The following is a 14,390-nucleotide window of genomic DNA, read 5'->3' on the forward strand; positions in this document are numbered from 1 at the left end:
GCCCGGCCGGATGTGGCAACCTACTGATATGTCTAGACCAATTTTCGAAGTCATCGCGCTGACGCCCCAGGACGCCCAGGCTGCCGAGTCGGGCGGTGCCGACCGGCTCGAACTGGTCACCGACATGGCCTCGGACGGGCTCACCCCGTCCGTCGAGGACTTCGCCCGGATCCGGGCCGCCGTCGACCTCCCGCTGCGCGTGATGCTCCGGATCCGGGACGGCTTCGCGCCCGGTGACCTGGACGAACTGGCCGCCCGGGCCGCCGCGCTGCGGGCCGAGGGCGCCGAGGAGTTCGTCTTCGGCTTCCTGCACGCCGACGGCGCCGTCGACCTGGCCGCCACCACCGCCGTCGCCGAGGCGGTGGCCGGCTGCCGCTGGACCTTCCACCGGGCGATCGACCACAGCGCCGACCGGGCCGCCCTGCGGGCCGCCGTCGGCGCGCTGCCCGGGCTGGACACCTTCCTCACCTCGGGCGCGGCCGCCGGGGTCGACGCCGGGTACGAGGTGCTGCTGGCGGAGCTGGCCCGCGCGGGCCGGCCCGGGTACGGGCAGCGGATCCTGATCGGCGGCGGCCTGCGGGCCGAACACCTGAAGGGACTGCGGGCCGAGGGCTTCGACGGCTTCCACGTCGGCGGGGCGGTGCGGGTCGACGGCTGGCGGACGCCGGTGGACGCGGCCAAGGTCGCCGAGTGGCGGGCGCAGATCGACGCCTGAGCGCACGGGTGGCGGGGGCCGGTCCCGGTGGGGCCGGCCCCCGTTCCTCAGCGCAGCTGCTCGGGCAGCGGCTCGCCGTGCAGCACCGTCAGGCCGGAGACGGCCCGGGTGAGCGCCACGTACAGCCGCCGCAGGCCGGTCCGCTCGTCCGGCTCGCCCGCGATCACCGCGGCCGGCTCGTCCAGCACCACGTAGTCGTACTCCAGGCCCTTGGCCAGCGAGGCCGGGACGAGCGTCAGCCGGGCCTCGGCGCTGGTCTCGTCGCCGGGGGACAGGTACGGCAGGCCGGCCGCGGTCAGCGCCTCGGCGAGCATCGGGACCCGGGCGTCGGCGGCGATCAGCCCGGTCGAGCCCTCGTGCTCCAGCGCCTCGCGGCAGGCCGCCAGGACGGCGGGCACGGCCTCCCCGTCCGCGAGGCGGCGGATCGCCAGCGAACCGGGGGCGTCGCGGACGGAGGTCGCCGGGGCCAGGCCCGGGGCGATCGCCGGGAGCAGCCGCGAGGCGTACGCGATGACCTCCTCCGGCACCCGGAAGCCCTTGGTCAGCTCCTCGACGTGGGCGTCCGGCTTGCCCAGGTGGCGCAGCGCGTCCGGCCAGCTCGCCGTCGCCCACGGGGTGGTGCCCTGGGCGAGGTCGCCGAGGACGGTCGCCGAGCCGGTGGTGCAGCGGCGGCCGACCGCGCGGTACTGCATCGGGGAGAGGTCCTGCGCCTCGTCCAGCACCACGTGCCCGAGCGAGGGGGTGCGCTGCACCAGGTCCGTCGCCTCGTCGACCAGGACGGCGTCGGCCTGCGTCCAGCGGGCCGTCTTCACCGAGCGGCCCGGCTTGGGCCACAGCACCGCCCGCTGCTCCTCCGGGGTCAGCACGCCCTCCGCGCAGGCGGCCAGGAACTCCGGGTCGGAGAGCAGCCGCAGCACCAGCTTGGCCGGATCGACCGCCGGCCAGCACTCCTTGACCACCGCCTTGACCGCGGCGTTGCGGGCCACCGCGTCCTGCACCCGGTCGTCGGGGGCCTCGCCGCCCTGCTCCATCTTCAGCAGCACCGCGTGCGCGATCCGCTGCGGCAGGGCGTCCCTGGCGGCGCCGTAGCGCACCTCGCGGCTCTTCAGCTCCTCGATGATCTCGACGAGTTCGTACACCGGGACGCGCCAGCGGCGGGAGCCCCGGACCACCATGCAGGGCTCGGTGGGCAGCGCGATGCCCGCCCGCACCGCCCGGCGCAGCACCTCGGCCATCCGCGCGTCGCCCTTGAGCCGGGCCGCCTCCGGGTCGTCCTCGCCGCGCACCTCGACGTGCCCGACCAGCTGCTGCACGGTCGCCTGGGCGACGTCCAGCTCGCCCAGGGCCGGGAGCACCTGCTCGATGTAGGAGAGGAAGGAGCTGTTCGGCCCGATCACCAGCGTGCCGGTCCGGGCCAGCCGCTCGCGGTGCGCGTACAGCAGATACGCGACGCGGTGCAGGCCCACGGCCGTCTTCCCGGTGCCGGGGGCGCCCTGGACGCAGATGGTGCCCGTCACGTCGGAGCGGACGATCTCGTCCTGCTCGGGCTGGATGGTGGCGACGATGTCGCGCATCGGGCCGACGCGGGGCTTCTCGATCTCGGCGGCGAGCAGGGCGGAGGCGGTGTCGGCCTCGGCCGGGTCGCTCAGGTGCTCGTCCTCGTAGGCGGTGAGCTCGCCGCCGGTGTAGCCGAAGCGGCGGCGGCGCTCGACGTCCAGCGGCTCGGTGCGGCTGGCCCGGTAGAACGGCTGGGAGACCGGCGCGCGCCAGTCGATCACCATCGGGTCGCCGTCGGCGTCGTGGACGTGCCGGCGGCCGATGTAGAAGCTCTCACCGCCCCCGCCCTCGCTCAGCTCCTCGCTGATCACGTGCAGGTAGTCCAGGCGGCCGAAGAACAGCGGGGTGTGCGAGAGGTCGGCGAGGGCGGCGATCCGGGCCTCGATCTGGTTCTGGAGGACGGCGGCGGACACCCAGGTGCCGGTCACGTCGCGCAGGTCCAGCGACTGGACGTCCTCGCGCATCGCTCGCAGCGCGGACCGGGACGCGGCCAGGTGGTCGCGTTCGCGCTGGAGGGGGTCGGTGGTGGGGGTGGCGGGCACGGCGAACCTTCCCGGCTGCGCCGGAACCGGGCGCAGCGGATAGATGGAGCTCACGGTGGGTACGGCCGACCGGTTGCCGTGCGGTCGGCGCCTCCCCCGGCTGCCTGCGCGACTTCAGCAGGTACCACGGTGCGGGAGGGGGCAGACGGACGATCTTAGACCCGCGCGCCCCAGGGTTCCAGCCCCGCAGGTCTCAGGGGTTCCCTACACCTGGAGGACGACCTCCGGCCCGGCGGGTACGGCCTTTGGGGTGATGTGCCCGGCCTGTCCGGAACCTACCGTTGAAGCATGAGCACCGTACACGCGGCGCCTGGAGTGCCGACTCAGAAGTCCGTCCCGTCCGCCCCCGCGGGGGCCTCCGCCGTCACCGTGCCCGGCGGCCGCCGCCGGGGCCCCCTGGTCACCGCCGTGCGCAACGTCGGCATCGCCCTGGACACCGCCGCGCGCGTGGTCTTCCTCGGGCGCGACGGTGTCCGGTACTGAGCCCTCCCGCTACAGCACGCCTTGCGGCGCGCCTTGGAGCGCGCCTTTCAGCACGCCTTAGAGCACGTCGTCCGCGTCGATGATCCGGTACGCGTAGCCCTGCTCGGCCAGGAAGCGCTGGCGGTGGGCGGCGAAGTCCTGGTCCACGGTGTCCCGGGCGACCACCGAGTAGAAGTGCGCCGCGTGGCCGTCCGCCTTGGGGCGCAGGACGCGGCCCAGGCGCTGGGCCTCCTCCTGGCGGGAGCCGAACGTCCCGGAGACCTGGATGGCCACGGTGGCCTCGGGCAGGTCGATCGAGAAGTTCGCGACCTTGGAGACCACCAGGACGCCGATCTCCTTGTTGCGGAACGCCTCGAACAGCTTCTCCCGCTGGGCGTTGCTGGTCTCGCCCTTGATCACGGGCGCGTCCAGCACCTCGCCGAGCTCGTCCAGCTGGTCGATGTACTGGCCGATGATCAGCGTCTGGTCCTTCTCGTGCTTCTTGACCAGCGCCTCCACCACCCGCCGCTTGGTCGCCGTGGTGGCGCAGAAGCGGTAGCGCTCCTCGGGCTCGGCGGTGGCGTAGGACAGGCGCTCCGAGTCGGTCAGGGTGACCCGCACCTCGCAGCAGTCGGCGGGCGCGATGTAGCCCTGCGCCTCGATCTCCTTCCACGGCGCGTCGAAGCGCTTGGGCCCGATCAGGCTGAACACGTCGCCCTCGCGGCCGTCCTCGCGCACCAGCGTCGCGGTCAGGCCCAGGCGGCGGCGGGCCTGCAGGTCGGCGGTGAACTTGAACACCGGCGCCGGCAGCAGGTGCACCTCGTCGTAGACCACCAGGCCCCAGTTGCGGGCGTCGAACAGCTCCAGGTGCGCGTAGACGCCCTTCCGCTTGGTGGTCATCACCTGGTAGGTGGCGATGGTGACGGGGCGGATCTCCTTGCGCGTCCCGCTGTACTCGCCGATCTCCTCCTCGGTGAGCGAGGTGCGCTTGACCAGCTCGTGCTTCCACTGGCGGGCCGAGACGGTGTTGGTGACCAGGATCAGCGTCGTCGACTTGGCGTGCGCCATCGCGGCCGCGCCGACCAGCGTCTTGCCGGCGCCGCAGGGCAGCACCACGACGCCCGAGCCGCCGTGCCAGAAGCCCTCGACGGCCTGCGACTGGTACGGGCGCAGCTGCCAGCCGTCCTCGTCCAGCTCGATCGGGTGCGCCTCGCCGTCCACGTACCCGGCGAAGTCCTCGGCCGGCCAGCCGAGCTTGAGCAGCACCTGCTTGATCTGGCCGCGCTCGGAGGGGTGCACCACCACCGTGTCCGGGTCGACCCGGGCGCCGACCAGCGGGGCGATCTTCTTGGAGCGCAGCACCTCCTCCAGCACCGGCCGGTCGGTGGTGGCGAGCACCAGCCCGTGCGTCGGGTGCTTGAGCAACTGGAGCCGCCCGTAGCGGCCCATGGTGTCCGCCACGTCCACCAGCAGCGCGTGCGGCACCGGATAGCGCGAGTACGTCACCAGGGCGTCCACCACCTGCTCGGCGTCGTGCCCCGCCGCCCGGGCGTTCCACAGCCCGAGCGGCGTCACCCGGTACGTGTGCACGTGCTCGGGGGCGCGCTCCAACTCGGCGAACGGCGCGATGGCGCGCCGGCACTCGGCGGCCTTGGGGTGATCGATCTCCAGGAGAAGAGTTTTGTCGCTCTGGACGATGAGCGGTCCGTCGTTCACGCGGGGAAGCCCTCCACTGGCTGACAGGCTGGATTGACGCAGACCCTCCAGTGTCGCGCATTCCGCGGCGAACGTGAGCGGGCTACTTCCATTCGTACAGGGCGACCGTGCCCGCGCCCCGGGAGTCGCTGTCGAACTCGAAGACGCCGATCAGGTCGTTCAGGTGCAGGAAGGCGTCGGCGGCGCTCTCGAAGTAGATCGTGCCGCGCCAGCTGACCGTGCCGCCGCCGGTGAAGTGGCCGATGCCGCTGCCGTGCCAGCTGTAGGCCTCGCCCGTCGCCGACATGCCGACGCCCTGGCCCTCGCCGAACAGCGAGCCGTCCGGGCGGAGCTCGGACCCGTAGGTGATGAACTCCCGTACGTGGGTGCCCAGCAGGTGGCCGGTGCCGGTCATCGACACCTCCAGCGCGGGGTGCAGGCCGCCGACCGTGGCCAGGACCCGTCGGCCGGTCTCCGTGGTGGTCAACTCCGCTATCCGATCGCCCAGCATGGTGCCTCCTCTCGGAATCCCCCGTTCCAGACTGCGCCGGGTGCAGGCGGCGGGCAACGGCTCCGGGTGACCACGATGCGCATCGCTCGTTGAGCCGGTCATGAAGAAGTCGAAGCGCGTTCTCACCGCTCTCGCCCTCATGGGCACGGCCTTCGCGGCCACCGCCTCGTCCGCCGGCTCCGCGCACGCCCTCGCGGGGATCGGGGAGGGGCCCGGCGGGCTGCTCGCAGCACCCGGATTCCTGATCGCCGACCAGGTCGGCGGCGGCTCGCTGCCGGTCGGACAGGGGGAGATCGGCAGCCTGGCGGACAAGGCGGTCAAGGAGAAGATGAAGGAGTCGCAGGGGCACTGAGCAGGCCCTGCCACCGGGGTTACTCGTCGAGCTCCGCGACGCCGGTGATGCGGTGCAGGGCGAAGGTGCGGAGCTCGTCGGCGTGGTGGTCGAAGGCGGTGACGAAGCCGCCTTCGACCTTGACCGGGTCGATGATGCGCTGGCTGGCGATGCCCTCGGCGTTGAGGTAGCCGATCCACATCCGTTCGCCGAGCAGGACGGCGGTCTGCAGGGCCGCGAGGGTCTCGGCGGCGGCGGTGCGGGGCAGTTGGCGCGGGTCGGGGGTGGGGTCGCGGCGGTTGGCGGTGGCGGCGCGGTCGCCGGCCCGGATGGCCTTGATGGCGGCGGCGAGCAGGGTGTCGTCGGGGGTCGGCGGGCCGTCCGGGACGGGCGTGGGGGCGGTGCGGGGCGGGGTGCGGTGGCTGTCCGGGCGGGTGATCAGGACGTCGCCCTCGGCGGACTCGGCGGCGGGGGCGTAGCCCATGGTGCGCAGGGCGGCGAGCAGGACGTCCGGGGCGGCCTGGGAGGCGAGGACGGTGGGGGCTAGCAGCCGCAGCCGCAGGTCGGCGGAGCGGCGGTCGGCGAGGACCTCGTTCAGCAGGGACGGGTCGTCGCAGCGCAGGTAGGAGGAGGCGGCGCCGACCCGCAGGATGCCGTGCCGACGGGCGACGTCGTCGATCAGGTAGCCGAGCGGCTGCGGGAGGGGCGTCCGGGAGTGCTGCTCCAGGAAGGCCCGCAGATCGGCGGCGGTGCGTCCGGCGTCGAGGGCGCGGCGGACGGACACCGGGGTGAAGCGGTAGACGGTGGCGCCGCCCTTGGACTCGATGTCGGCGCACAGCGCGAGGGCCTGGGCGAGCGGGGTGAGCAGCGGGCCGGGGGCGATCGCGGTGAGGTCCGGTTGCAGGATCACGTGGTCGAGCGGCTGCGGCAGCAGCGGGGCGAGCACCTCGGCCGGGTCGGATTCGGCGGTGAGCAGGGCGCGGGCGGGGGCGGCGAGGGCGCCGCGGCCGGTGACGCCGAGGAGTTCGGCCTCGGCGAGGGTCCAGGCGGTGAGGTCGTCGCGCAGCTCGTGGCCGTCCGGGCCGGTCGGACCGCCGCGCAGCGGGCGCTGCCAGCGCAGGGTGGGCAGGAGTTCGGCGGCGGTGGCCGGGGTGCCGGGCGGGAGTTCGGCGAGCAGCGCGAGGGTGGCGCGGCGGACGGACGGGGCGAGGGTGCGGTCGAGTTCGGGGCCGAGGGCGGTGCGCGGCTTGCCCTTGCCGTCCGGGGTGCCGGTGAGGGCGGGGACGCGGGTGGCGGCGAGCCAGGCCTTGGCGAGGGCGGACCAGCGTTCGGCGGTGTCCTGCTGGAGCCAGGCGTCGTAGGCCGGGGTCGGGGCCCAGCGTTCGTCGGCCTCGCCGTCGGGGGCCAGCAGCCCTGCGGTGTGGGCGAGTTCGAGCCAGAAGGCGGCCTGCTGCTCGGTGGTCTCCAGGGCCTGTGCGGTGCGCTTGAGGTCGCGGACGCCGAGGCCGCCGGCGCGCAGCGTGGGTGGCGGGGTGAGGCCCCAGGTGTCGAGGAGTTCCTCGACGGTCTTGACCGCGGCGTGGGCCTGGCCGGCCGCCGCGCCGTCCACAGCCTGTGGATCGCGCGGGGCGGCGGCCGGGGCGGGCTCGGGCTGGACCGGTTCGACGGTGCGGTGGGTGCGGCCGCCGCGCAGGTGCAGGGCCAGTTCGCGCGGCAGGACGACGCTGCCCGGCCCGCTGGGCAGGAGCAGCCCGCGGGCGAGCAGCCACTCGACCGGGCTCTGCGCGTCCTCGGCGGTGACCGGGCGGGTGGCGTCCGGGACGGTGCCGGTCGGCGGGCCCCAGACCAGGCGCTCCAGCAGCCGCAGCGCGGGCTCGGGGGCGGTGTCGAGCAGCGCCGCGCAGCGGGCGCGGTCGTTCAGCAGGGCGGTGAGCGCGGCGACGGCGGTGACCGGGTCCGGGGTGGCGGGCTGCCCGGCGGAGGTGAGCAGTTGTTGGAGCCGGGCCGGGGACATGCCGACGGTCGCGTCGGAGAGGGTCGGGCCGAGGCCGGTGCGGCCGGGGTTGGCGGCCGTCGGGGCGAGCGCCTCGCGGACGGCGAGCACCAGCCGCAGGCCGTTGTCCGGGCCCCAGAGCAGTGCCCGGTCGCGCAGGGTGGCGACCGCCCGGGGGAGGGCGGCGGCGACGGCGGACCGGTCGGCCGGTGTCAGTGGCGTCGCGCCCGGGTGCGGCTTGACCTTGGCCGGGCCGGTCAGCAGGGTGCGGACGGTGGTCAGGCCGGTGCCGTCCGGGGCGGTGGCCAGGACCTCGGCGACCTGAAGGGTGAAGCGGTCCAGGCGCTCCAGGGCGCGCAGCGCCGAGGCGCGGGAGGAGAGCCGGGCGGACAGCTGGGTGAGGTCGCCGGGGACGGGGTTGAGCAGGTCGGGGCGGGAGCGGAGCAGGGCGGCGAGCGCGTCGTCGGGGCGGGCGCGCAGCTCCTCCGCGAGGGTGCGGGGGCCGGCGGCGGACCTGCCCTGGCGTTGAGGGCCCTGCTGTGTGGTCATTCGACCTAGGTTAGTCGGGCGGGCGGACGGCGGGGTGTCCGTCCGGCGGCCCGTGGCGCACGGACCCGGGGACTCGCGCGGGCGGGGGCGGGGTGGGTAGCGTCACGGCCGAGGGTGGTTCGGTGGGCCGGGGTTCGGGCGCGAGGCGGGGTGTCGGTGATGACGGACGGCGAGTGGTGGCGCAGGAGCGGGCCGTGGAGCGGCCGTTCGGGGGGCGGGGCGGGGGCCTCCGGCGGGTCCGCCGGGTCGGGTGCTGCCGGCGACGGCAGCGGCGGCGGTTCGGGTGCCTCCGGTGCCTCCGACGGGGACAGCGTGTACGACGCGCCGTCGCCCGGTGGTGGGACCCCCTCGGTGCCGCTGGACCCGCCCCGGCCACCGCGCACCCCGGCGTCCGGGGCGCCGCCCGTACCGCTGGACAAGCCGCGTTTCGACGGGCCCGAGGACGATCCGGGCTCCATCCCGCCGCCCCAGGTGTACAGCTCCGGCGCGAACGGCTGGGACTTGGTGCTGCTCAACTTCTCGGACGCGCCGCAGGCTCCGCCGAGACCGATCCCCGAGCAGCGCGCCGGGGGCGAGGCGGGATCGGGGGCGGAGGGTGCGCAGACCGCCGATCCGGCGGGGGCGGGGGCGGGGTCGGCGGCTTCGGCGAAGGGAAGGAAGCAGCGGAAGGCCAGGGCGAGGGCGGCCACCGCGGGGAAGGCGAAGGCGCAGCCGGCCGCCCCCGCCGGGGCCGGTGCGGGCGCAAGTGCGGGTGCGGGCGCGGGTGCGGGTGCCGGGGCCCGGCGGCCGTCCCTGCTGGTCCTGCTCTCCTGCGGGCTGCTGGTCGGCGGCGCCGCCATGAGCTTCTTCCCGGCCATGCTGGTGGGCTGGGGCCTCGGCTACCTGTCCCGCCAACTCTCCGATCTGATGCGCAAGTTCGCCATCCTCGGGGTCCCGCTGATCACGATGAGCGCGGCCACCCTGCACGCCATGCAGGCCAAGGCGGGCGCCCAGGGCGGCGCCGGCGTGCAGGCCGGTTCGCAGTTCAGCCAGATCAGCTGGTCGGCGGCCCCGGGCGTGCTGCGCCTGTCGGCGGTGCTGTCGGCGGTGGTCCTGCTGCTGCTGAGCCTGCGCCGTCGGCCGCCGCAGCAGGGCTGACGCCCGGGGTGAGGGCGGCGAAGCCGGTGCAGAGCAGTCGGATGCTCCGGGTGAACTTCTCGTCCTGACTGAGCCGGGGGATCAACTCGCCCATGATCAGCGGGAACTGCGCGCACAGGTCGGCGTAGAGCTCGGCGCTGACGGGTGGCGGGGCCGGCGGCTGGTTCTGTTCCTGGAGGACGAAACCGGTGACGTGGCTGAGCAGGATGTCGGCGGCGATGCCGCAGTGGGCGGTGGGCAGGCCGGCGTCGAGGAGGGTGCGCAGCAGGCGTTCCATCAGGGAGAGGCCGCCGGGGCTGAGGACGCCGGGGCTCTCGGCGAGGAGCAGGGCGCCGCCGGGGTGCTGCTGGATGCTGCGGCGCAGGGTGGCGGCCTGGGCCTCGACCCGGTCCCGCCAGGTGGCGTCGGGTGGGAGGGCGGCGAGGGCTTCGGTGCCGGTGTCGTGGGCCTGCCGGCAGATGCGGTCGGCCATCAGGGCGAGCAACTCGTCCTTGCCGCGCACGTGGTAGTAGAGGCTGCCGGCGTGGGCGTCGAGTCGGTCGGCGACCTGGCGCATGGACAGGTTGTGGTAGCCGACCTCCGCGAAGACGGCCATGCCCGCATCGACGATGCGCTCCTTGGTGAGCTTCATGGCTCCACCGTACAACGCTTTCCAACACTGTTCGAAAACTGTGCTAGCTTTGCCCTACCCGGTTTTCGAACGGCGTTGGAATGTGATGGGGGAGGGGCAGTCATGGGGGCGATCCTGTTCAACGTGACCACGGCCGCGCTGATGGTCATGATGGTCAACTGCGGGCTCGGCGTGGTCGGCCGGGACACGCTGCGGGGGCGGCCGATCCCGTGGGCGGCGGTCGCCCTGACCGCGCTCGCCGTAGGCGGCGTGCTGCTCCAACTGCTCTGGTCCGGCGCCATGGACGCGCTCGACGCCGACCCCGCCAAGTCCGGCTGGTGGCGCGAGTTCACCTCGGTCTTCATGCAGAACGGCGGCCTCGGCGGCGGCCTGTGGAACCTCGCCACCCTCGCCGCCGTCGCCGCGCTCGCCCAGTGGTACTGGGGCGGCCCGCTCACCCTCGCGTTCTTCCTCGCGGGCATCCTGCTGCCCGGCCGGATCGACGACCTGCTCGGCTTCGGCGACGGCCCCAGCACCGACCCCCGCAACTTCGCCGGCAGCTCCGGCGCCACCTACTTCCTCGGCGCCACCCTGGCCCTCGCCTTCCTCACCCGCACCCGCCTCCCCAAGGAGCGCGCCCTGGCGGTCGGCGTCCCGGTGCTGGGCCTCGCCATGTGGCTCGCCCAGGACAACGGACACGGCCTGGTGGCGGTCTACGGCTTCGCCCTCGGTGCGGTGGCCTGGGCGGTTCGCGGTCGCCTGGCGCGACGGTAGCTGCGACCGCCTGGCGCGACGGTAGCTTGGGCCCGACCCGCTGAGCCCCGCCCGACCCGCTGAGTCCCGCCCGACCCGCTGAGTCCCGCCCGACCCGCCACGACCCGGAGGTGCCCGATGGCCCGCCTGTACGTACGGCCCGGCCTGAATCCCGACGAACCGGACGCGCCCGCCGCGGTCCTGGTCGTCGACCCCGACGGCACCCCCGGTGAGCGCGCCCTGGACCGGCTCGGCTCGTACTGCTACGAGGGCGACGGGGTGTTCTACCTGGTGCAGACGGACGGTTGGTTCGAGCCCTCCCTGGAGGGGGACCGGCTGGCGATCTCGGTGGCCGTCTACCCGGTGGCGCTGGAGCAGGTGGGCGTCGACCCCGCCGACTTCCCCGACCGCTCGACCGTCGACCCGCGCGCCCACCTGGTCCTGCGCGCCGGGACGACCGTCGATCCGGTGCTGCCCGCCTGGTTCGACGAGGGGCTGGCCGTCTTCACCGCCGGCCCCGGCACCCCGCTCGAAGACCTCCTCGCCTCCGAGGACGACTGGCCGATCATCCTCGCGCCGCCGCCCGAGGAGATCCAGGACGGCGACGACGAGTAGGGCATCGCCCCGCCGGGCCCGGATCGCCCGCCCCGCCGGGCCCGGATCGCCCGCCCCGCCGGGCCCGGATCGCCCGCCCTGTCGGGCCCGGATCGCTCAGCCCGGCGGCCGGTGCGACCTCCGCTCAGCGCGCGAAGCCCGCCAGCAGCCCCCGCGGGTCGAAGGTCACCCGGATCCGGGTGATCCTCCCGTTCTCCACGTGGCCCCAGGCCGCGACGGCGCGGGCCAGCCGGGCCGCGTAGGCGGCGGGCCAGCCGGGGTCGGCGGTGAAGTCGCGGTCGACCAGTTCCTCGGGCAGTTCGGTGCGGCGGGCCCGGTGCTCCAGGCCGTGCGAGGTGTAGAGCACCCAGTGGTTGACGAGCGCACGGGCGTCGAAGTCCGTGCAGGGTGTCGGGCCGTCCAGCGGGTGGTCCGCCGGGACGCCGTCGGCCACCCGGGCGGCGGCCGCGGCGGCGCGCGCCAGCAGGGGGTGCAGCGGGTTGGTGTCCGGGGTCGGGTGATCGTTCATGCCCCGATCCTGCGCCGGTCGGGCCGCCGGGTCTTGAAGAAACGCGACGGCCGGTGCCCTGACCAGGAGCGACGCCGCGGGCCCCGGCCGGGAGCGCCGGCCCGGGGCCCGCGGTGGCCGCCCCGGCTGCGGCAACCGGTTCAGAGTAGGCAGGCAGGCTGCTAATATTAAGCAGGCAGCCTGCCTATCTCTGCCGGGACCTCCCCAGCAGGCCCGCTCCGTCGCAGAGGTTCCGGAGGAAGGGGGCCGACATGCCTCTCCCCGGTGACACCCACACCCCGCAGCAGACGGCCACGACCGCGACGCCCACCGGCAACCCCTTCGGCCCGCGCTTCGTGGCCCCGCTGTACCTGGGGGCCTCGCTCAACCCGGTCAACAGCTCGATCATCGCGACCGCACTGGTGGCCATCGCGGCGGCCCTGCACCTCCCCGTCGGGGACACCGCGATCCTGATCTCCTGCCTGTACCTCACCAGCGCGCTGGCCCAGCCCGCCGCCGGTCGGCTCGCCGAGGAGTTCGGGCCCCGGCGGATCTTCATCGCCGGCATCGTGCTGGTGTTCGCGGCCGGGATCGTCGGCTCGCTGGCCCACTCGATGGCCGCCCTGATCGCGGCCCGGGTGCTGATCGGTGCGGGCACCTCGGCCGGCTACCCGGCCGCGATGCTGCTGATCCGCCGCCGCGCCGAACAGGTCGGGTACCAGGCCCCGCCGCGCGGGGTGCTCGGCGGCCTGGCGATCACCGGAGCCGCCACCGTCGCCGTCGGTCCCGCCCTCGGCGGGTTGCTGGTGGGCTGGTTCGGCTGGCGGACCGCCTTCTGGATCAACATCCCGCTCGCCGCCGTCGCCCTGGTCCTGGCGGTGGTCGGGATCGCGCCGGACCCCGACCCGGTGCGCCTCGGTTCACCACGCGCCCTCGCCTCCCGCCTCGACCTGCCCGGCATGGTGGGCTTCGGCGGCTCGCTGACCGCCCTGATGGTCTTCCTCTCCGCCCTGCCGCGCCCGAACTGGCCCGCGCTCGTCGCCGCCCTCGTCCTCGCCGCCGTGCTGGTCGGCTGGGAACTGCGCGCCGCCCACCCGTTCCTCGACGTCCGGTTGCTCGCCTCCAACGGGGCCCTGACCCGCACCTACGTGCGCAACGGCCTGACGCTGATGGGCACGTACGTGATCCTCTACGGGCTCACCCAGTGGCTGGAGGCGGCCCGCGGGCTGTCCGCCTACCAGGCCGGCCTGGCGCTGATGCCGATGGGCGTCCTGAGCGCCGTGACCGCCCGGGTGGTGGCACAACGGACGGGCGTGCGGCTGCCGTTGATCGCCTGCGCGGTGCTGCTGCTGTTCGGCGCGGTGGCCGTGCTGTTCGTGGGCGGCGGCACCCCGATGGCGGCGGTCGTCGCCGTCGGTGCGGTGTTCGGCCTGACCTCCGGCGCCGGGACGGTCGCCAACCAGACCGTCCTCTACCAGGAGGCCCCCGCCGCGACGGTCGGCACCGCCTCCGGGCTGCTGCGCACCTTCGGCTACCTCGGTTCCATCGCCTCGGCGGCGATCACCGGCACCGCCTTCCACGACCGGGTGGGTGACGGCGGCCTGCACTCCATAGCCTGGGTGCTGGTGGCGATCTCCGCCCTCCTCCTCGTCCTGACCGTCTGCGACCGCGGACTCGCCAAGTCCTAGCCGCCGCAAGCGAACCGACCCGGGCCCGCCCGATCCAAGCCCGCCCGACCCGGGCCTGCCTCAACCCACAGAGAGCCGATCCACGACATGACCACCGTGACCGAGACCGCGCCCGCGATCGACCCCGCCCGCACCGCCCTGCTGCTGATGGACTTCCAGCCCGCCGTCCTCGGCGCCGTCCCCGACCCGGAGGGCCTGCTGGCCCGCGCGGGCGAGGCACTGGCCTGGGCCCGCGCCCACGGCGCGCACGTCGTCCTCGTCCGCGTCGCGTTCGCCGAGGCGGACCTCGCCGCCGTCCCCGCCCGCAACAAGGCCTTCGCCCGGGTCGCCGAGGCCGGCTACCTCGCCGACGGCCACCCCGCGACGGCCGTGCACGAGTCCCTGGAGACGCGCGAGGACGACGTGACCGTGCGCAAGACGCGCTTCGGCGCCTTCGCCAGCGACACCGATCTGCGCGCCGAACTGCGCGCGCGGGGCGTGGACACCCTCGTCCTCGCCGGGCTCTCCACCAGCGGGGTGGTGCTGACCACCCTCCGGCAGGCGGCCGACGAGGACTACCGCCTGTTCGTCCTGGCCGACGCCACCGCCGACCCCGACCCGGAGGTGCACCGGGTGCTCATGGAGAAGGTCTTCCCGCGCCAGGCCTGGATCGCCGCCACCGCGGACCTGGCCACGCTGAGCGCGCCCGGGAGCCGGTGACGCGCGGCGCCTCGGCCGGACCCGCCGCAGGGCTTTCGGATCACGC

The 14,390-nt window shown here is 74.7% G+C and carries 13 protein-coding genes and 1 pseudogene; 8 read left to right on the forward strand and 6 right to left on the reverse strand.

Annotation, left to right across the window (positions count from 1 at the left end):
* Nucleotides 1-28: 28 nt before the first annotated feature.
* Nucleotides 29-715 (forward strand): copper homeostasis protein CutC, encoded by a 687-nt coding sequence (locus ACIPLC_RS20590; protein WP_400474442.1) that lies wholly within the window; start codon nt 29-31, stop codon nt 713-715.
* 47 nt (nt 716-762) lie between these two features.
* On the opposite strand, the gene ACIPLC_RS20595 is transcribed toward ACIPLC_RS20590, so the two are convergent.
* Nucleotides 763-2,814, reverse strand: coding sequence for a HelD family protein (locus ACIPLC_RS20595; RefSeq protein ID WP_400474443.1), 2,052 nt, complete (start codon nt 2,812-2,814; stop codon nt 763-765).
* Between the two features lie 288 nt (nt 2,815-3,102).
* Here ACIPLC_RS20595 and ACIPLC_RS20600 point away from each other — a divergent pair, with 288 nt between their 5' ends.
* Entirely contained in the window at nt 3,103-3,297 is a 195-nt protein-coding gene (locus ACIPLC_RS20600) for a hypothetical protein (RefSeq protein ID WP_400474444.1), read from the forward strand.
* 57 nt (nt 3,298-3,354) lie between these two features.
* Here the strand turns inward: ACIPLC_RS20600 and ACIPLC_RS20605 are convergent, their stop codons facing one another.
* Both ACIPLC_RS20605 and ACIPLC_RS20610 read right to left on the reverse strand, forming a co-directional pair.
* The gene (locus ACIPLC_RS20605; RefSeq protein ID WP_400474445.1) at nt 3,355-4,992 is read right to left on the reverse strand and encodes a DNA repair helicase XPB; all 1,638 of its coding nucleotides are present in this window, start codon (nt 4,990-4,992) and stop codon (nt 3,355-3,357) included.
* Nucleotides 4,993-5,074: 82 nt separating this feature from the next.
* Nucleotides 5,075-5,482 carry a hypothetical protein gene (locus ACIPLC_RS20610; protein ID WP_400474446.1) on the reverse strand — a complete coding sequence of 136 codons (408 nt, stop codon included), beginning with the start codon at nt 5,480-5,482 and terminating at the stop codon, nt 5,075-5,077.
* A gap of 100 nt (nt 5,483-5,582) precedes the next feature.
* On the opposite strand from ACIPLC_RS20610, the gene ACIPLC_RS20615 reads away from it, so the two are divergent.
* Entirely contained in the window at nt 5,583-5,834 is a 252-nt protein-coding gene (locus ACIPLC_RS20615; RefSeq protein ID WP_280678786.1) for a hypothetical protein, read from the forward strand.
* Between the two features lie 19 nt (nt 5,835-5,853).
* On the opposite strand, the gene ACIPLC_RS20620 is transcribed toward ACIPLC_RS20615, so the two are convergent.
* Entirely contained in the window at nt 5,854-8,355 is a 2,502-nt protein-coding gene (locus ACIPLC_RS20620; RefSeq protein WP_400474447.1) for a helicase-associated domain-containing protein, read from the reverse strand.
* A 159-nt stretch (nt 8,356-8,514) separates the two neighbouring features.
* Here ACIPLC_RS20620 and ACIPLC_RS20625 point away from each other — a divergent pair, with 159 nt between their 5' ends.
* Nucleotides 8,515-9,492 carry a hypothetical protein gene (locus tag ACIPLC_RS20625; RefSeq protein ID WP_400474448.1) on the forward strand — a complete coding sequence of 326 codons (978 nt, stop codon included), beginning with the start codon at nt 8,515-8,517 and terminating at the stop codon, nt 9,490-9,492.
* On the opposite strand, the gene ACIPLC_RS20630 is transcribed toward ACIPLC_RS20625, so the two are convergent.
* Complete coding sequence (locus ACIPLC_RS20630; protein ID WP_400474449.1) at nt 9,389-10,123, reverse strand: TetR/AcrR family transcriptional regulator; 735 nt, start codon at nt 10,121-10,123, stop codon at nt 9,389-9,391. The genes ACIPLC_RS20625 and ACIPLC_RS20630 overlap by 104 nt on opposite strands.
* 102 nt (nt 10,124-10,225) lie before the next feature.
* On the opposite strand from ACIPLC_RS20630, the gene ACIPLC_RS20635 reads away from it, so the two are divergent.
* Together ACIPLC_RS20635 and ACIPLC_RS20640 are read left to right on the forward strand one after the other, a co-directional pair.
* Nucleotides 10,226-10,876 (forward strand): hypothetical protein, encoded by a 651-nt coding sequence (locus ACIPLC_RS20635; protein ID WP_363619103.1) that lies wholly within the window; start codon nt 10,226-10,228, stop codon nt 10,874-10,876.
* 117 nt (nt 10,877-10,993) lie between these two features.
* Nucleotides 10,994-11,470, forward strand: a complete 477-nt coding sequence (locus ACIPLC_RS20640) for a hypothetical protein (RefSeq protein WP_400474450.1) — start codon at nt 10,994-10,996, stop codon at nt 11,468-11,470.
* A gap of 205 nt (nt 11,471-11,675) precedes the next feature.
* On the opposite strand, the pseudogene ACIPLC_RS20645 reads toward ACIPLC_RS20640, so the two are convergent.
* Nucleotides 11,676-11,978, reverse strand: a pseudogene (locus tag ACIPLC_RS20645) (TIGR03086 family protein); the annotation flags it as partial.
* Nucleotides 11,979-12,229: 251 nt separating this feature from the next.
* Between ACIPLC_RS20645 and ACIPLC_RS20650 the strand changes: the two are divergent.
* Together ACIPLC_RS20650 and ACIPLC_RS20655 are read left to right on the forward strand one after the other, a co-directional pair.
* Complete coding sequence (locus ACIPLC_RS20650; RefSeq protein ID WP_400474451.1) at nt 12,230-13,645, forward strand: MFS transporter; 1,416 nt, start codon at nt 12,230-12,232, stop codon at nt 13,643-13,645.
* Between the two features lie 87 nt (nt 13,646-13,732).
* Nucleotides 13,733-14,344, forward strand: coding sequence for a cysteine hydrolase family protein (locus ACIPLC_RS20655; RefSeq protein ID WP_400474452.1), 612 nt, complete (start codon nt 13,733-13,735; stop codon nt 14,342-14,344).
* Nucleotides 14,345-14,390 lie beyond the last annotated feature (46 nt).

Origin of the sequence: Kitasatospora sp. NPDC086801, from assembly GCF_044745805.1 — a bacterium.
Lineage (GTDB): Bacteria > Actinomycetota > Actinomycetes > Streptomycetales > Streptomycetaceae > Kitasatospora.